Annotated in this window: 18 protein-coding genes; 12 read left to right on the forward strand and 6 right to left on the reverse strand. The window is 76.3% G+C overall.

The window, feature by feature from the left end:
* Positions 1-211 precede the first annotated feature (211 nt).
* Complete coding sequence (locus ABT263_RS15075; protein ID WP_352290917.1) at positions 212-1,747, forward strand: hypothetical protein; 1,536 nt, start codon at positions 212-214, stop codon at positions 1,745-1,747.
* Here ABT263_RS15075 and ABT263_RS15080 read toward each other — a convergent pair.
* On the reverse strand, positions 1,744-1,881 hold the full coding sequence (locus tag ABT263_RS15080) for a nitroreductase family protein (protein WP_352290918.1): 138 nt from the start codon (positions 1,879-1,881) through the stop codon (positions 1,744-1,746). The genes ABT263_RS15075 and ABT263_RS15080 overlap by 4 nt on opposite strands.
* A gap of 41 nt (positions 1,882-1,922) precedes the next feature.
* Here ABT263_RS15080 and ABT263_RS15085 point away from each other — a divergent pair, with 41 nt between their 5' ends.
* From ABT263_RS15085 to ABT263_RS15095, 3 genes are all read left to right on the forward strand, one after another.
* Positions 1,923-2,177 (forward strand): helix-turn-helix domain-containing protein, encoded by a 255-nt coding sequence (locus ABT263_RS15085; RefSeq protein ID WP_352290919.1) that lies wholly within the window; start codon positions 1,923-1,925, stop codon positions 2,175-2,177.
* Between the two features lie 38 nt (positions 2,178-2,215).
* A complete protein-coding gene (locus ABT263_RS15090) occupies positions 2,216-2,410 on the forward strand; it encodes a hypothetical protein (protein ID WP_352290920.1) in 195 nt (64 codons plus the stop codon).
* Positions 2,411-2,524: 114 nt separating this feature from the next.
* Positions 2,525-3,625 (forward strand): M20 family metallopeptidase, encoded by a 1,101-nt coding sequence (locus ABT263_RS15095; RefSeq protein WP_352290921.1) that lies wholly within the window; start codon positions 2,525-2,527, stop codon positions 3,623-3,625.
* 133 nt (positions 3,626-3,758) lie between these two features.
* Here ABT263_RS15095 and ABT263_RS15100 read toward each other — a convergent pair whose 3' ends face one another.
* On the reverse strand, positions 3,759-4,397 hold the full coding sequence (locus ABT263_RS15100) for an NAD(P)-dependent oxidoreductase (protein ID WP_352290922.1): 639 nt from the start codon (positions 4,395-4,397) through the stop codon (positions 3,759-3,761).
* A gap of 78 nt (positions 4,398-4,475) precedes the next feature.
* Positions 4,476-5,441 (reverse strand): EamA family transporter, encoded by a 966-nt coding sequence (locus tag ABT263_RS15105; RefSeq protein ID WP_352290923.1) that lies wholly within the window; start codon positions 5,439-5,441, stop codon positions 4,476-4,478.
* A gap of 98 nt (positions 5,442-5,539) precedes the next feature.
* Here ABT263_RS15105 and ABT263_RS15110 point away from each other — a divergent pair, with 98 nt between their 5' ends.
* The gene (locus ABT263_RS15110) at positions 5,540-6,037 is read left to right on the forward strand and encodes a MarR family winged helix-turn-helix transcriptional regulator (protein WP_352290924.1); all 498 of its coding nucleotides are present in this window, start codon (positions 5,540-5,542) and stop codon (positions 6,035-6,037) included.
* Between the two features lie 80 nt (positions 6,038-6,117).
* Here the strand turns inward: ABT263_RS15110 and ABT263_RS15115 are convergent, their stop codons facing one another.
* The gene (locus tag ABT263_RS15115) at positions 6,118-7,047 is read right to left on the reverse strand and encodes a methyltransferase domain-containing protein (protein WP_352290925.1); all 930 of its coding nucleotides are present in this window, start codon (positions 7,045-7,047) and stop codon (positions 6,118-6,120) included.
* A 29-nt stretch (positions 7,048-7,076) separates the two neighbouring features.
* Here ABT263_RS15115 and pdxR point away from each other — a divergent pair, with 29 nt between their 5' ends.
* On the forward strand, positions 7,077-8,570 hold the full coding sequence (gene pdxR, locus ABT263_RS15120) for a MocR-like pyridoxine biosynthesis transcription factor PdxR (RefSeq protein WP_352290926.1): 1,494 nt from the start codon (positions 7,077-7,079) through the stop codon (positions 8,568-8,570).
* Between the two features lie 176 nt (positions 8,571-8,746).
* Positions 8,747-9,958 carry a glycoside hydrolase family 3 N-terminal domain-containing protein gene (locus tag ABT263_RS15125; RefSeq protein WP_352290927.1) on the forward strand — a complete coding sequence of 404 codons (1,212 nt, stop codon included), beginning with the start codon at positions 8,747-8,749 and terminating at the stop codon, positions 9,956-9,958.
* Between the two features lie 22 nt (positions 9,959-9,980).
* Here ABT263_RS15125 and ABT263_RS15130 read toward each other — a convergent pair whose 3' ends face one another.
* Positions 9,981-10,697, reverse strand: coding sequence for a polysaccharide deacetylase family protein (locus ABT263_RS15130; RefSeq protein ID WP_352290928.1), 717 nt, complete (start codon positions 10,695-10,697; stop codon positions 9,981-9,983).
* A 268-nt stretch (positions 10,698-10,965) separates the two neighbouring features.
* Here ABT263_RS15130 and ABT263_RS15135 point away from each other — a divergent pair, with 268 nt between their 5' ends.
* The 3 genes from ABT263_RS15135 to ABT263_RS15145 all read left to right on the forward strand — a co-directional run bounded on the left by ABT263_RS15135 (position 10,966) and on the right by ABT263_RS15145 (position 12,247).
* The gene (locus ABT263_RS15135; RefSeq protein ID WP_352290929.1) at positions 10,966-11,421 is read left to right on the forward strand and encodes a hypothetical protein; all 456 of its coding nucleotides are present in this window, start codon (positions 10,966-10,968) and stop codon (positions 11,419-11,421) included.
* A gap of 245 nt (positions 11,422-11,666) precedes the next feature.
* Positions 11,667-12,041 carry an ArsR/SmtB family transcription factor gene (locus ABT263_RS15140; RefSeq protein ID WP_329491247.1) on the forward strand — a complete coding sequence of 125 codons (375 nt, stop codon included), beginning with the start codon at positions 11,667-11,669 and terminating at the stop codon, positions 12,039-12,041.
* Positions 12,042-12,115: 74 nt separating this feature from the next.
* Complete coding sequence (locus tag ABT263_RS15145; RefSeq protein ID WP_329491248.1) at positions 12,116-12,247, forward strand: DUF6126 family protein; 132 nt, start codon at positions 12,116-12,118, stop codon at positions 12,245-12,247.
* Here ABT263_RS15145 and ABT263_RS15150 read toward each other — a convergent pair.
* Positions 12,225-14,774: a cytochrome P450 gene (locus ABT263_RS15150; protein ID WP_352290930.1), complete on the reverse strand. Its 2,550-nt coding sequence runs from the start codon at positions 14,772-14,774 to the stop codon at positions 12,225-12,227. The two genes, ABT263_RS15145 and ABT263_RS15150, sit on opposite strands and share 23 nt — an antisense overlap.
* Before the next feature lie 428 nt (positions 14,775-15,202).
* Between ABT263_RS15150 and ABT263_RS15155 the strand changes: the two genes are divergently transcribed.
* Both ABT263_RS15155 and ABT263_RS15160 read left to right on the forward strand, forming a co-directional pair.
* Positions 15,203-15,982 (forward strand): sigma 54 modulation/S30EA ribosomal C-terminal domain-containing protein, encoded by a 780-nt coding sequence (locus ABT263_RS15155; protein ID WP_352290931.1) that lies wholly within the window; start codon positions 15,203-15,205, stop codon positions 15,980-15,982.
* Positions 15,983-16,173: 191 nt separating this feature from the next.
* Positions 16,174-16,596, forward strand: a complete 423-nt coding sequence (locus ABT263_RS15160) for a hypothetical protein (RefSeq protein WP_329491251.1) — start codon at positions 16,174-16,176, stop codon at positions 16,594-16,596.
* Positions 16,597-16,626 lie beyond the last annotated feature (30 nt).

Raw genomic sequence — 16,626 nt, forward strand, 5'->3', positions numbered from 1 at the left:
GGGGCGCCGAGGGCGCAGGGCTCCTCCGGGTCGCCCGGGCAGCACTGTTGACGGGCCGTCGGCCGGGCGACCGGCGGGCGCGCGAGGGGGACGGCCGGTCGCGTGTCGGGGTCGCGCCGCCCGGAGGAGCGATTGTCGGTGCGGGTCGTTAGGCTGCGGTCCGCAGTGATCGGAACGGAACCAGCACGGGCACGGGGCAGGCGGTAGCGGTATGACGACGACGGACGACGGGGTGGGCGGGGCCCGCGAGGCGCTGGCCGCGCTGCGCGCACTGGCGCAGGAACCGTCCGGTGGGATCGAGCTGCTGGGCGGCTTCACGGACGAACAGATGGACGCCTGGCCGGTCTTCGTGCCGGCGGCCTGCCGCGCGGTGCTGCGCGAGGTCGGCGGGGTCGAGAGCGAGGAGTGGGGCACCTACGCCTTCGGTCCGGTCGGCGGGGAGGCACCGGGCGAGGGCTACCTGGTCGTCGGTGAGACCGGCTACGAGGGCGGGCAGCTGGTGGTCGGTGTCGGGGCGGCGGCGCGTGCCGACTGGGGCCCGGTGCTGCGCCTCGAACCCTGGGGTGACGAGGAGAGCGTCGTCGAGGCGCCCGGATTCGTCGGCTGGCTGCCGGAGTTCGCCGGCCGGCTGGCCGAGGGCGAGGACGCCTGGCAGCAGCCGGCCGGTGCCTCGACGGTGCTCGCCGTGCCCTCGCTGCGGGCGGCGGCCGCCGATCCCGGGCTCGCCCGGCTGGCGGGCCCCGGCGACAGTCTGACCGACGTCGTCGACCTGCGGGAACTGCCCGGCTACCCGTGCACGCTCGGCTGGGAGCCGTACTACTCGACCGCGCACGCCACCGCGGACACCAGCGGCAGCGAGGTCTCGTTCACCCTGGTCGGCGACGGGCGGGCGCTGCTGGTCCGGAGCCTGGTCAGCGGGGACTTCCTGGGCCGCCCGGTCGAGCGGCCCGCCGTCCCCGCCGACGCTCCCGAGCGGGCGGTGGCCGAACTGCGCGCCCTGGCGGCGGAGCTGCCCGGCCTGGTGGTCCTGGAGGGGGGCTGCACCGAGGCGGAGCTGGACGACTGGCCGGTGCCGCTGCCCGGCGAGGTGCGCGCCGTGCTGCGGGAGCTCACCGGCGTCCGGATCGCCGGTCTGGAGCCGGTCGAACTGCGCCCCGGTGCGGTGGCCGACCGGCACTCGCCGACGCTGGTGGACATGGTCGGCGGCCCGGGCTCGTTCTGGCCGGTGGCCTGGCTGGACCGGGGCCGCGACCCGGTCTCCGTGCAGGTGCGGATCGACCGGGAGACGGGGGAGTGGGGCCATGTCGTCTCCGTCCCGGGGGACGCGGAGCGGCTCGCCGAATGGCCGGAGGTGTCCCTGCTCGCCGAATCGCTGCCGCACCTGCTGCTCGTCCTCGCCCGGGCCGCCCGCGGTGCGGCGCGCCGGGCGGCGACGGCGGACGGCGGTGTGGACGGCGCCCGGTTCGCGAGCCGGGTGCGGTCCGCCCTCCACCACTTCCTGCCCAACACGGGCGAGCCCTGGGTCTTCTCGGCCCCGGCGCGGGAGTGGGCCGCGGCCGGCGACGCACTGCGGGCCGCGGCGGCGGCCGCGCTCCCCGGGGACGCCCTGGTGGCGGACCTGCGGGAGGCGCCGATACCGGCCGACCTCTGCTTCCACCGGGTGCGGGCCTGGGGCTACCGGACCCGGGCCGAGCGGCTGTGCTTCCTGGCGGGCGGCCGGATCGTCGCCGTCGTCCCGGTCACCTAGTCGTGGAACGTCGTGGTCGCCGTCAGTGCCACGCGTCCGGTGCTGACGCGGTTCACCGGTGCGGCGGCTTCGGCGTAGCCGAACGAGACCCCGACGAGCAGCTTCCCTCCGCTGACGCCGAGTTCGCCGCGCACGGTGTCGGCTGTTCGCGGACCAGGGGATCACCGCGACCGGCATGGAGCGGATCGCGGAAGCGGCGCCGGTGTCCAAGCGCACCCTCTACGCCCACTTCCGGGCCAAGAGCGACCTCGTGATCGCCTACCTGCGGGCGCTCGCGGGGTCGGGGAACACGCTGGAGAGCGTGCTCACCCGTGAGACCTCGATCCCCGGGAGCGGATCCTTCGACTGTTCGACCCACCCGCGGCGGCGGCGGCCCCTGGTCGGGGCTGCCCGTTCATCGGTGCCGCGGCGGAGTTCCCCGACCCCCTGAGTCCGATCCACGCCTACGCCCGGGAACGGAAACTGCTGATGGCGCAGCTGGTCACCACGCTCGTGGCGGAGCTGGGGTGCGCCGAGCCCGCCGCGCTCGCCGAGCAGTTGGTGACCCTCGCGGACGGCGCGGCCAGTCGCGCCATGGTGTTGAACGAGGCGGACTACGGCCGGCACGCGCGCGCGGCCGCGGAGACCCTCCTCGCCCACGCCTTCGTGCCTCCCCTCCGCTGATCGCGCCCGGACGCGTTCCCCGGGCGCGGCGGGCGGGTCGACGGGTCGGGCTCGGGGGCCTCTGGGGCGGGACGGCGGTTCGAGGGGGCGGGCGGGTTCAGTAGCGTGGCGGGCATGACTACGCACAAGGCCGCACCGGTGAACGTCGACGAGATGCTCAAGGACCTCAGGACACTCGTCGAGGTCGAGTCCCCGTCACGTGACCTCGACGCGCTGAAGGCTTCGGCCGAGGCCGTGGCGGGTGTGATCGAGAGCCGCCTCGGCGGCCGCGCGGTGCTGGTCGGGACCGACGCCGGGCCGCACGTCCACTGGTCGGGCGGCGGCGAGCCCAAGGTCCTGATCCTCGGCCACCACGACACGGTGTTCCCGTTGGGCACCCTCCGGCGCCGCCCGTTCGCGGTCGAGGGCGGGCGCGCGACCGGTCCCGGGGTCTTCGACATGCTCGGCGGCCTGGTCCAGGCCGTGCACGGGCTGGCGGCCCTCGACGACCTGTCGGGCGTGGAGATCCTGGTGACCGCCGACGAGGAGGTCGGCTCGGGCTCGTCCCGGGCCCTCATCGAGGAACGTGCGCGGGCCTGCGGCGCCGTGCTGGTCTTCGAGGGGGCGGCCGACGGCGGGGCGCTGAAGACCGGCCGCAAGGGCTGCGGCACGTTCGAGGTCTCCGTCGTGGGCCGGGCCTCGCACGCGGGCCTCGAACCGGAGGCGGGCGTCAACGCGTTGGTCGAGGCGGCGCACCAGGTGCTCGACATCGCGGCGCTCGGCCGGCCGGAGGTCGGCACGACCGTGGTCCCGACCGTGGCCTCGGCGGGCACCCTGGACAACGTCGTGCCGGCCGGGGCGACCGTCACCGTCGACGTCCGGGTCGAGTCGGCCGGGGAGAAGGAGCGGATCGAGGCCGCCTTCGCGGCGCTCGCCCCGCATCTCGACGGGGCGCGGATCACGGTGCGGGGGAGCGTCGGCAGGCCGCCGATGCCCGCGTCGGCGTCGGCCGAACTCTTCGCGCTGGCGGAGCGGTTGCTGCCCGGTGTCGGGAGCATGAGGGTCGGCGGCGGGAGCGACGGCAACTTCACGGCCGCCCTGGGGATCCCGACACTCGACGGACTCGGAGCGGTCGGCGGGGGTGCCCACGCGGACCACGAGTACCTGGAGGTCGCGTCGATGGCCGAGCGGGCGGATCTCGTCGCCGGTCTGGTGACGGCGATCCGGAACGCGTAGGACGCCCCCGCGGCCGGCCCCGCCACCGACCCGCCCCCGCGGCCGCCCCGCCGCCCGCCACCGACCCGCCCGCGACGTGCGGGTGCCCGGTGCCGAGGGCACCGGGCACTCCCGGGGGCGGTGACGGCGGGGCTCAGTAGGCGACGGTGAAGCGGGTGCGGTGGTGGGCCGGCCGAGCGGCCTCGTCGAGGAGGGCGACGGCGAGGTCCTCCATGGAGATCGCCGAGACACCGGCCTCGTCGACCAGCAGCTCGTCGCGCCCGAGGCGGTAGTGGCCGGTGCGCCGGCCCGGTTCGAGCAGCGCGGCGGGGCTGAGGTAGGCCCAGTCGACCTCGGTCTCGGCGCGGTAGAGGGCGAGCTGCTCGCCGCAGGCGAGGGCGATGGGGAGCCAGGCGGCCGGGAAGTCGGGGTCGTCGATGACGGTGGCGCCGTCGCCGCCGGGCAGCGTCAGGCTGCCCGCGCCGCCGACGACGAGCAGGCGGACGTCCGTCCCGGCCAGGCCGGCCAGCAGGCCCTTGGTGGCGAGCGCCAGGTCGGGCTCGCTGCCGGGGGCGGGGCGGGTGGCGCTGATCACCACGGACCGGCCGGCGGCGAGACGGGCGACGTCCTCCGGGTTGCGGGCGTCGCCGGTGGCGATCGTGGCGGCGGTCGGCAGGGCGTGCGGCCGGGACGGGTCGCGGAGGACGGCGGTGACCTCGTGGCCCCGGGCGAGGGCCTCGGTCACCACCCGGCTGCCGACGTTGCCGGTCGCGCCGAAGACGGTGATGCGCATGGGATGGCTCCGGTTCTCTGGTGGTGTTGGTGAGGGGTGGCGTGGGTGAGGGGTTCTGCGGGAGTGCCTGACGACGGTTCAGGCGCGTGCGGCGGCGGACTCGTTCGCGGGCCGCTCACCGTGCGGCGCGGGTTCCGGGCCGGTCGGGGCCGCCGGGTCGGCGGGCTCGGCCGGGGCCGCGGCGGTGCGGGGCCGCTGGGTCTGGGCGGCGACCAGCGAGCCGAGCACGATCACCGCGCCGAGCCCCTGGACGGGGGTGAGGTTCTGTCCGAGGACGAGCCAGCCGAGGGCGGTGGCGACCACCGGGCTGAGCAGTCCCAGGAAGGTGACCGAGGTGGCGGGCAGCGCCCGGATGCCGCGGAGCCAGAGCGCGTACGACAGGGCCGCGCCGATCAGGCCGAGGTAGCCGTAGCCGAGCAGGTTGTCGCCGGTGAGGTGGGACGGCGGGGCGCCCTCGACGACGAGGGCGACGGGCAGCAGCAGCAGTCCGCCCGCGGTGAGCTGCCATCCGGTGGTGGCGAGCAGTGGTGCCGGTGAGGTCCAGCGCTTGGACAGGACGACGCCGGTGGCCATCACGACCGCGCCGCCGAGCGCGGCCGCGACCCCGAGGGCGTCGAGCTGTGCGCCGGCGCGCAGGACCAGCAGGCTGACGCCGGCGATCCCGGCGATGCCGGAGAGGAGGGTGCGCAGTGAGAGCCGGTCACCGAGCAGACCGGCCGAGAGCCCGGCGGCGATCAGCGGCTGGACGGCGCCGACGGTGGCCGCGACCCCGCCCGGCAGTCGGTAGGCGGCGATGAAGAGCAGGGCGAAGAACGCGCCGATGTTGAGCGCGCCCAGGACCAGTGAGCGCCACCACCAACTGCCCTTCGGGAGCCGGCGGGTGAGGGCGATGAGCAGCAGTCCGGCGGGCAGGGCGCGGATCACCCCGGCGAGCAGCGGGCGGCCGGGCGGGAGCAGTTCGGTGGTGACGAGGTAGGTCGAACCCCAGATGGCGGGGGCCAGCGCGGTCAGCAGGACGATTCCGAGTCGTCGATTCCTTAGCACTAAGCCAATGTATCTCATCGCTAAGGCATCTCGGGTCGGCGTCGGCCGTTCGGTCGTGTGAGGTATCTCACCGCTAAGGCATCGTTTAGGCTGGGGGCGTGGCAGATCATGTGGACCGGCTGGTCAAGCAGTGGGGCGCCGAGCGTCCCGACCTCGACGTCTCCCCGATGGAGGTGATCGGCCGGCTGAAACGACTCACCTACCTGGTGGAGGCCGAGCTCAAGCGGAACTTCGCCACCCACGGCCTGGACGCCCCCTCCTTCGACGTCCTCGCCACCCTGCGCCGCAGCGGCCCGCCCTACCGCCTCACCCCGACCGGCCTGATGCGGACCGCGATGGTCACCTCCGGTGCCATCAGCCAGCGGCTCGACCGGCTGGAGGCCCGCGGTCTGGTCACCCGCACCCCCAGCGGCTCCGACGGGCGGAGCCGGGACGTCGAACTGACCCCCGAGGGCCGCGCCCTGGTCGACCGGGCGCTCCCGGACCACCTGGTCACCGAACGGCGGCTGCTGGCCGGCCTGGACGAGCCGCAGACCGAGGCGCTGATCGACGCCCTGCGCACCCTCCTCGCCTCCCTCGGGGACAGCCCGGAGTAGCACAACCGAGGCCGGGGCGGGACCGGGACGGGGTGGGACCGGGGCGCCACCGGCCCCGGGCGGCAACGGCAGCCGGACGGTCAGGGGTTGACGGCCACCGCCTTGAAGAAGGTGTAGTGGAACGTCCCGCCCTCCTCCGCCGTGCGACGCAGGTCGGCGATGCCGCGGTCGAACGCGGCCGCGGTGCTGAGCCCCGCGGCGAGGGCGTCGGCGCGCACGGACTCGACCATCGCGACGAAGGTCCGCCGGGTGAACCCCTCCACCAGCGCCGGCCGGCTGTCGTCCACCGAGACGGTGAGCGGGCGGACGGCGATGTCCCGGAAGCCCGCGGCCGCCAGGACGGGGTGCAGCCGGCGGCCGAGGAGCGCGTCGCCGCCCGCGTCGGCCTGGAGCCGGACCAGGTGGTCCACGGTCGCCCGGGCGGCGGCGCTGTCCGGGTGGAAGAACGTCGACCCGTGGTCCCCCTCGATCACCGTGACGGTGCCGCCGGGACGCAGCACCCGCCGCAGCGCGGTCAGCGCGGCCGACGGATCCGCCAGGTGCTCCAGCACGAAGCAGACGAAGAGGTGGTCGAACGAGTCGTCCGGGAAGGGCAGTTCGTGCAGATCCCCGTGGTGCCAGGTCACCTGCGCGCCGGGCGCCTGCGCCGCCACCCGGGCGCGGGCCTGGGCGAGCGAGTCGGCCGAGATGTCGGCGGCCGTCAGCTCCGCGCCCGGGCTGGACGCCAGCAGGTGCACGGTCTGCGCCCCGACGCCGCAGCCCGCCTCCAGGACCCGGCTGCCCGCCGGGTAGGCCGTACCGGCGTGCAGCAGTTCGGCGAGGGTGTCCGCCTGGTCGCCCAGCCGCAGCGCCTCGGTGGGCGAGTAGCCGTGGACGTAGGAGTGCTCGCCGGCCTGTTCACCGCCCCGCTCGTGGGCGTGCGCGTGGGGCTGGAGGTCGTCGTGCGGGAGCGGGGTGCTCGCCGGTCCGGCGGTGGGGGCTGCTGCGGTGTCCGTCGTCTCCGTGGTCATGACCCCACCCTGGCCCGCACAATGGCCCGGTGAACAGGTCCAAAGTGACGCCCGCTCAGGGGTCCATAACCGCCGGTGCGGACTTCCTCCAGCTCGACGCCGCCGACGCGCCGCCCGGCGGCCTCGGCGACTGGCTGGCCCACCGCCTGCGCGAGGCGATCTCGGACGGCCGGCTCCCGGCGGGCAGCCGCGTGCCCGCGACCCGGGTGCTGGCGGCGGAGCTGCGGATCTCCCGGGGGGTCGTCACCGACGCGTACCGGCGCCTCACCGAGGAGGGCCGGCTCGCCGGTCGGGGGCGCGGCGGCACGGTCGTCCTCGCCGCGGCCGTCTCCGTACCACCGCCGCCGTTCGTGACCCCGGTGCCGGCCGCGCCGGAGCCCGCCCTGTTCGCGGCCGACCCCGTCCCCGCCAGCTTCGACGCGCTGCGGGCCGCGCCCGCCCGGATCGACCTCTCGCCCGGCGTGCCCGACCTCGCCGCCTTCCCCCGGGCCGCCTGGCTCCGGGCCGAACGCGCCGTCCTCGACGCCCTCCCCGCCCACGAGTTCGGCTACGGCGACCCGCGGGGCAGCGCCGCGCTGCGCCGGGCCGTCGCCCGCTGGCTGGCCCGCAACCGCGGCATCGGCGCCGACCCCGACGAGGTGCTGATCGTCGCGGGCGCCGCCCAGGCCCTCGCCCTGCTCGGCCAGGTCTTCGGCCGGGCGGGCATCAGCGAGGTCGCCGTCGAGGACCCGGGCTCGCTCGGCACCCGCCAGCACCTCGGCCACTGGCTCCGTGCCACCCCGCCCGTCCCGGTCGACGCGGAGGGCATCCGGGTCGACGCACTGCGCGCCACCGGCGCCCCGGCCGTGCTGCTCACCCCCGCCCACCAGTTCCCGACCGGCGTGGTGCTCGGTGGCCGGCGCCGCCGCGAGCTGCTGCACTGGGCCGGTGAGGGCGGCCTGGTGATCGAGGACGACTACGACGCCGAGCACCGGTACGACCGGCCGCCGGTGCCCGCCCTGCGCGCGGTCCTCCCCGAGCAGGTCTGCTACATGGGCAGCGTCTCCAAGCTGCTCGCCCCCGCGCTGCGGACGGGGTGGCTGCTCGTCCCGCCCCGCTACCGCGAGGCCGCCCTCGCGGCCAAGCGCTTCGCCGACCTCGGCAATCCCGTGCTGCCCCAGCTGGTGCTGGCCCGGCTGATGGACTCCGGCGAGCTGGAGCGGCACCTGCGCCTGCTGCGGCCCCGGCACCGGCGCCGCCGGGACGCGATGATCGCCGCGATCGGCGCGCACCTGCCGGGGGCCGTCGTGCACGGCGCCGCGGCCGGGCTGCACCTGACGGTCACCTTCCCGGCCGGGCTCGGCTGCGGGGACGCCGAACTCGCCACCGCGGCGCTCGCGCACGGCGTCAAGGTGCAGCCGCTCTCCTGGCACGCCCGGCTGCCGCACCCGCCCGGGCTCGTCCTCGGCTACGCGGCGGGCACGCCGGGCGGGATCGAGGAGGGCATCGCCGTCCTGGGCCGGCTGCTGCGCGGGCAGGGGTGACGGGCCGGGGTGACGGGCCGTGGAGGCGCCCGGGGCCGGGGGAGGGCGGGTGCCGTCCGCCGTGCCGGTCGGCCGCCGTCCCGGTAGCGTGGCGGACCGGGCGGGCACCTCGCCCGGTCCGCTCGAACCCGTCCGCCCGTACCCGTCCGCACTCGTCCCAGTCCCGGGGAGGCCCGATGCCGTCGCTGCCGCGGACCGCCGGTGCCGTGCTCCCGGTGCTGCTGCTGACCGCGGCGGCCCTGGTGCCGGCCTGTTCGGCGCAGGGCGGGCAGCGACCGCCGTCCGCGGCGGAGAGGACCTCGTCGATGGCCACCGGTCCGGATGCCGCGTCGCCCAGCACCGCGGGCTCCCCCTCGCCCACCGACCGGACAGCCGGCCTGGACTCCCGGCAGCTCGCCGGCCGGCGGATCGTCTACTCCTACCCCGGCCCGACGCCGTCGCCCACCGTGCTCCGGGCGATCCGCGAGGGCCGGGCGGCCGGTGTCATCCTGTTCGGCGAGAACGTCCTCTCGCCGGAGCAACTCAAGTCAGCCGTAGGCGAGTTGCGGCAGGCCGCGGCCGAGGCGCCGGACCCCCGCCCGCTCCTGCTGCTGACCGACCAGGAGGGCGGTCAGGTGCGCCGCCTGCCCGGCGCGCCCGTACTCTCCGCGCGCCGCACCGGGGCGTCGGCCGATCCCGTCGGCGAGGCCGCCCGGTCGGGAGCCGGGGCGGCCCGCACGGTCGCGGACGCCGGCCTGAACGTCAACCTCGCCCCCGTCCTCGACGTCTACGACGCCCCGGACAACTTCATCGACCACCGTGAGCGCTCCTACGGCCAGGACCCGGCTTATGTGGCCCGGCTGGGGAGCGCCTTCCTCACTGCCCAGCAGGACCTCGGCGTCGCCGCCACCGCCAAGCACTTCCCCGGCCTCGGCTCCGCCCCCGGGGGTCTGGACACCGACGAGGGCCCCGTCACCCTGCCCGTCCCCCTCGCGGACCTCCGGGCCCGGGGCGAGGAGCCGTACCGGGCCGCCATCGCCGCCGGGGTCCGGCTGGTGATGGCCTCCTGGGCGGTCTACCCCGCCCTCGACCCCGACCGTCCGGCGGGCTTCTCCCCGGCCGTGGTCCAGGGCGAACTCCGCGACCGGCTGGGCTTCCGGGGCGTCACCGTCACCGACGCCCTGGAGGCCGGGGCCCTCGCCCCCTACGGCGACACCGGCGCCCGCGCCCTGGCCTCCGCCGGGGCGGGCATGGACCTGTTGCTCTGCTCCGCCCGCGACGCCGAGCAGGGCGAGGCCGCCGCCACCGCTCTCGCGACCGCCCTCGATGCCGGCGGCCTGGACCGGACGGCCTTCCTGGAGTCCGTCCGGCGGATAGACGCCCTCCGGGACTCCGTCGGCGGGGGCTGAGCGGGAGCCGGGGGAGGACGGCTCAGCCGGCAAGGAGGGTGCGCAGGTCCAGGATGCGGTAGCCGCGGTCGCGGACGGCGTCGATGATCAGGGGGAGCGCCTCGGCGTCCAGGCAGCGCCGTTCGGCGCTCGCGTCGGACGCGCCGACGTGGAGTTGGAGGATGGCGCCGGGGGCGAGGGCGGCGAGGGCGCGGTCGACGGCCTTGGCGGTGGTCATGCCGCCGGCGGTGCCGAGGTAGCCGTTGGTGTCGGTGGTGAACTCGAGGTCGGCGAAGCCGAGCGCGTTGACGTCGGCGATCCGCTGCGGCGTCGTCTCGCTGTAGGGGAAGCGGAAGAACGGCAGGGGGTCCGTCCCGGCGGCCTCGCGGATCGCCGTGTCGGCGCGCAGCACCTCGGCCCCGGCCTGCCGGGCGTCGAGCTCGGTGAACAGTGGGTGGCTGTACGAGTGGTTGCCGAGCCCGTGCCCTGCGGCCGCCATCGCGCGGACCGCGTCCGGGTGCCGCTCGGCGTACTGGCCGGTGGGGAAGAAGGTGGCCGGCGCCCCGCGTTCCCGCAGGGTGCTCAGCACGGTGTCCAGACCGGTCTCGTCCCAGGCGGCGTTGAAGGTCAGGGCCAGGACGCGATCCCCGGTGGGGAGCAGGCGCACCTCCGCACCCATCAGCGGTGCGGGCACCGGCCGGGCGGCGACGAGGGCGAGGGCGGCGAGCACGGCGGCGAAGGTCGTGCGGAAGGGCTTCACGCCTGCCCAACGCGTCCGGACCGGGCGGGGCACGCGGCGCACCGCCGACCGGGTGTCCCGTGCGCAGGGACCCCGGGCGGCTCGGCCGGTCATGGTCGGGACGGGCGGGGCGGCACTGATCGCGCCATCGAAGGTCGATTTCTGGTCTGTTCAGGTTTTCCGGGGTGGATCACCACTCAGGCGTTCGAATCCCATGCCAGGGTTGAGGCATGGCACATGTGAAATGTCACATGTGAATGAGTCGATGTTTGAGAAGACGGAGAATCCGATGAACCGAATCGCTCTGCTCGCCGCCGGGGTCGCCGGTGCGGCGACCCTGCTGGCTGTTCCGGCCCAGGCCGGTGCCGCCACCACGACCGCCACCGGCACCGTCACCACCTGCGGTGCCTCCGGGCTGCAGGCCGGCCTGGCGACCAAGGTGTGCGTCGAGGTGACCGGTGACCAGGTCCAGCTGTACGGACAGGTCTCGCTGGCCGGTCCGCCGACCCCGGGCGGTCCCGCTCCGCAGACCAAGGAGCTGCTGACCACGCTGTCCGGTGAGGTCGTGGGCGGTGCCTCGCTCGGCTCGTCGAACGGGCGCACGCTGTTCACCGCCAGCACGGTGCAGGTCCGTGGCGTCGGCGGCACGGTGCCCTGCGGGTCCACCGTCCACGGCAGCTTCGGCGTGGCGTCCTTCCCGTGGAACCCGGCTCCGGTGACCGTGAACGTGGTCGTGGCCTGCTAGGCGACGCGTGCGCGGCGGCCGGGCCCGGGGGTGGTGCGAACCCCCGGGCCCGGCCACCGCGTTTCCCGGGGGCGCCCCGGGCTCGGCCCGGCGCGATCCCCGGGGTGCTCGGGCTCCGGATGATGATGACTTGAAGAAATCTTCATCTGCCAGGATGATGCTTCCCGGTCGTGGCGGCCGGGGCACGGCCCCGCCGGCGCGGGCGTGCACACCGGCACCACCGAGCAGCAGGGAGCGAGCGGACGATGGCGGTCCCGCTGTACCAGGCCAAGGCGGAGTTCTTCCGCACCCTCGGGCACCCCGTCCGGATCCGGGTCCTGGAGCTGCTCCAGGACGGGCCGCGGCCGGTGCGCGAACTGCTGGCCGAGATCGGGATCGAGCCGTCCAACCTCTCCCAGCAGCTCGCCGTGCTGCGCCGCACCCGGCTGGTCACGGCCACCCGTGAGGGCAACACCGTGGTGTACGCGCTGAGCACGCCGGACGTCGCCGAACTCCTGCGGGCCGCCCGGCGGATCCTCACCGACCTGATCACCGACCAGGGCGCGCTGCTCACGGAGCTCCGGGGGCCGGACGCCGCCGGGGCGCCGGGCCCCCGCGCCGAGCGGGTGACGAGCGGATGACGGCCGTCCGGCCCGACGCCGCCACCCGGCCGTCCGATCGCGCACCCGGCCCCCGACCGAAGGAGAACCCGGCCATGGCCAGCGGCACCAGCGACGAGAAGAGCAGGCGCAGGGCGATGCTGATCCGCGCGGGCATCTACATCTTCGCCACCCACCTCTTCGCCGGGTTCGTGCTCCTGCTGTTCACCCTCGGCGACCGTCACTGAGGTAGCGGCGACTGGTGCTGGTCCACGCGTAGACGCCGTCGACCAACTCCCGGCTGCCGTCGAGGTACCAGTGCCCGGCGGGGTGGCGGCGCCGCAGCCGGCGGCGCAGCGTCCGGCTCTCCTCCCGCAGCCGCGCGATCCGGGCGCGCACCGACAGCTCCGCCCGGCGGCGGGTGCAGCCGCGGACCCGCTGCAGGGTCAGCACGGTGTTGAAGGCGGCGGCCGGCTGGCGCTCCTCCCGCTCCAGCGAGTAGAGGTCGTTGATCAGCGTCGCGGCGTCGGCCGTGTGGGCGCGCAGCCGGTGCAGTTCGGGATCGGCGTGCAGCCCGGCGGGCGCGTCGGCGCCGTGGACGCGCTCCAGTATGTTCATGAACGGGTAGAGGCAGCTGGCGTGGCGGCGCAGCCGCATCGTCTCGGGGAGGCCGGGGGAGGTGCCCCGCGACCGGTGCACCGCCTCGGCGATGAAGGTGTCCAGGCAGGACCGCCACTCGGTGGCGCCGCGCGCGCGCCAGGCCGGTGACATGCCCTCGTTCTGCCGCAGCCACAGCTCCCGCCAGGCGCCCAGGAGCCGGTCGTCGCCGGGGGCCGGTCCGGCGGGCGCGGTCGCGCGGTCGGGGCCGGTGAGGACGGCGAGCAGCGGATCGACGAGGGCGCGGGCCCGGTCGGGGTGGCGGCCGGGAGCACCGTCGAAGCGGTCGTCGAGGATGGTGAACCAGCCCAGGACGTCGACGAGCAGGTCGAGTTCGGCGCCGCGGGCCCGGGGGTAGGCGTGGCCGATCAGCTCGGGGAGCGCGTAGGCCTGGTAGCGCGGCAGGTCGGCCGGGGTGAGCAGGCCGTGGCCGACCACCCAGTCGGCGTGCCGGGCGGTGGAGGCGCGCAGTTCGGCGGGCCGGCGCGGGCCTCCGGGGGCGGGCGGCCGGGCGGCGGGGTAGGCGGGCGGAGCCGGCCGGGGGCCGAGCGCGGCCCGGGCGGCGACCGCGGCGGGGCGGGGCGGCACCTCGTGCGGCGCCCGGTCGTCGGGCCGGCCGGCCGGTCGGTCCGGGGTGGGGGCGGTGCGCGGGGCGAGGCGGACGCGCAGGTCCTGGGCCTGGACGGTCGTCCAGACCACCTCGCGGGCCCGGGATCCGGCCACCGCCGTCGGCCGCCAGCGGCGCAGGATCGCGGCGGCGGCCACGGTCAGCTCCGCCCAGGCGAACGCCTCGCCGATGCACTTGTGCTTGCCCGCGCCGAACGGCAGGAACGCCTGCCGCCCGGCGGTCGCGGCCGCGCCGCCCTCGCGCCAGCGGCCGGGGTGGAAGCGCAGCGGCTCCGGGTAGAGGTGCGGGTCGCGGTGCAGCGCGGTGAGGCTGTACAGCAGCTCGGTGCCGGCCGGGATCCGGTACGGGCCGAGCTCGACCGGGACGGTCGCCGTCCGCATCAGGAAGGCGTTCGGCGCGTGCAGCCGGACCACCTCCTGGATGACGCTGCGGGTATAGCCGAGCCGGGCGAGCGCCTCGGGGGTCGGGACGGTGCCCGCCGGGAGGTGTTCGTCCAGCTCGGCCAGCACGCGGGCCTCCACCCCGGGGTGGCGCAGCAGTTCGTCGAGCAGCCAGGTGAGCGTGGTGGAGACGGTCTCGGTGCCCGCGCCGAACATGGTGATCGCCTCCGACCGGACGTCGGCCTCGGTGAGCGGCCGGCCGGTGGCGGGGTCGGTGGCCGCGCGCAGCAGCGCGGGGAGGGTGCGGTCCGCCGGGCCGGAGGGCCGCCCGCCGCCCGCGGAACCGCCGCCCGCGGAACCGCCGACCGGGCAGCCGCCCGCCGGCGCGCCGCCGGGCCGGGTACTGCCGTCGACGGCCTGGTCGACGACCTTGTTCAGCACCCGGACGGCGGCGTCGAACCGCCGGTTGACCGGCAGCGGCAGCCGGGCGAACGCCGGGTGCGGGTACAGCGACTGGACGATCTGGCCCTTCACCATGTCGGGCAGCGCCCGGTGGAAGGCGAGCGTGGCGTCCTCGCTCAGCCGGGCGTCGAACAGCGTGCTGGTGACGATCTCCAGCGCGAGGTGGTTCATCTCCTTCGCGACGTCGAGGACCTGGCCCTCCCGCCAGCTCCCGGCCCGCTCCTCGGCGACCCGGTGCATCACCGCGAGGTACTCGGCCGTCCGCTCCGGGCCGAAGGCGGGCTGGACGGTCCGGCGGCGGTCGCGGTGCGCCTGGCCCTCGGACATCAGCAGGCCGTCGCCGAACGCCGTCCTGAGGGTGTCCTGGACGGCGCCGCGCGGGCAGTCGTACGCGCGCGCGACCAGCAGGGTGTGGACCAGGCCGGCGTCGGTGACGACGCAGACGGTGCGCGGGCCGAGCCGGATCCGCACCACGCCGCCGTGGCGGGCGAGCGAGCCGAGGAAGCCGAGCGGGTCGCGCAGCAGGGCGGGGGCGTGGCCGAGGCCGGGCAGCGCGCCCGGCGCGAGCGGGGGAGGGGCCGCGGGGGTTCTCCGTGGGGTGCTTCTGGGGGGAACGGTCGATCTCCGGGTCTCAGTCGTCAGGACCATGACATTACCTCTCACCAGATGAACCGTCGCGGCGGCACCGCCGGTGTCGTCGCCGCGACCGGGGGGGAAACCGGGGGCTCCGCGGAGCGGACCCCGCGCGCACCACTGCCAGAGGGCGCACGACATGGGAAACGCGCCGGTCCGGCGGGCGTTGCGCCGTACTCCGGTGGATCACCCCATCGGTGGAGCGCGCGGCGTGCGGCCCGCGAGCGGCGCCCCGGCTGCCGGGGGCACGGCGGAGGCGCGTGACGGGGACGCCCGGAGGCCCGTGCGGCCGGTCCGGTGCGGTCCGGTGTGGTCCGGTGCGGCCAGGCCCGGTCGTCCGGCCCGGGCCGGGTGGTCCCGGGCCGCCGCACAGACCAGGTCTTTCGGCCCTCGGCGGGAGGGCCCCGGGCGGTCCAGCATGGTCCCGGACCGAGGAGGACCTGATGACCCGTCCGCACCACCCGCCGGCCCCCGACCTGCGGGTGGAGATCCGCGGCGAACTGCCGCGCGCGGATGCCGAGTACGCGCGGGCGCGGGCACTGGGGCTGGGCACGGCCCTCGGGCCGGGCGCGCACGCGGTCCGGATCCGGCTCACCCGGCTGCGCCACCGCTCGCTCACCCGGCCGGTCGTGGCGCAGGCCGCGGTCGAGCTGGACGGTGTCGGCCCGGTCCGGGTGCAACTGGCCGCCGCGGCCGGGACCGAGGCGGTGGACGTCGCGCTCGGCACGCTGGCCGGGCGCGCCACGCGGCTGCGCGAGCAGGGGGAGATCGGACTCGCCGCGGTGTACGAGAGCGCCTACCGGCCGCAGTACGCGCCGCGCCCGCTGTCCGAACGGCAGCTCGTCCGGCGGAAATCGGTCACGCCGGCCCGCTGCACCCCCGACGAGGCCGCCCGCGCGATGCTGGCCCTGGACCACCGCTTCCACCTCTTCGTCGACGCGCTCACCGGCCAGGACGCCATCGTCCACCGCGGTGCGGTGAGCGGCGGCCTCCGGGTGGTGCGCGCCCACGCCGGCGCGCGCGCCGGCGGCTCCGGGCTCCTCACGACCGAAAGCCCGCGTCCCGCGCCCACGTCGGACCTGGCCGAGGCGGCCCGCCGGCTCTGGCTCACCGGTCGGCCGTTCGTCTTCCACACCGATCCCGGCGATGCGCGGGGCCGGGTGCTCTACCGCCGCTACGACGGCCACTACGGCTTGATCACGGCGGTAGCGCGGGCCTGCTGAGGGGCAGGTATCGGACGGCACCGGTCGCCCGGGGCGGCCCCGGCCGGTCCGGTACCGCAGGACGCGGGAGGCGGGACGCAGCACGCAGGACGCAGGACGCAGGACGCAAGACGGCCCGCCCCGAACGAGTGACGAGCAGACGAGCACCCGACCGACCGGCACACCCCTAGCGCAAGACGGGAACTGGGACCATGGACTGCGAAGAAGTCATGTTGACCGTCCGGATCTCCGCGGCCGAGCGGGCCCTGCTGCGCGCACTGGCCCGCGGCCACCGCGGTGACGTGTCGGAGGTCGCGGTGGACGGCCTGCTGGACGTCATCCCCGCCCTGCACGACGACGCGGGCGTGCCGGGGCTGTTGCGCGTTCTCGCCCGGCCCGCGCCCTGCGCCGTCACCCTCTGGCTGCCCCTGCCGGTCGCGGACCTGCTCCCGCTGGTCGGTGAGCGGGTCACCCGGGCCGCCGGGCTGCCGGTCGGCCCCGCCAGTGCGGCGCTGGCGGCCGGGCTGCGGCTCTGGTTGGCGGGTGACCCGGACCGCCTGGCGGCCTCCCTCGCCGCCATGCACGCGCAGGGTGTCCACTCCTACGGCGTGGGACACCTGGGCGTCGCGGCCTGAGCAGCCCTGAGCCACCGTGAACTGCCCTGA

Origin of the sequence: Kitasatospora sp. NPDC001603, from assembly GCF_040298365.1 — a bacterium.
Lineage (GTDB): Bacteria > Actinomycetota > Actinomycetes > Streptomycetales > Streptomycetaceae > Kitasatospora.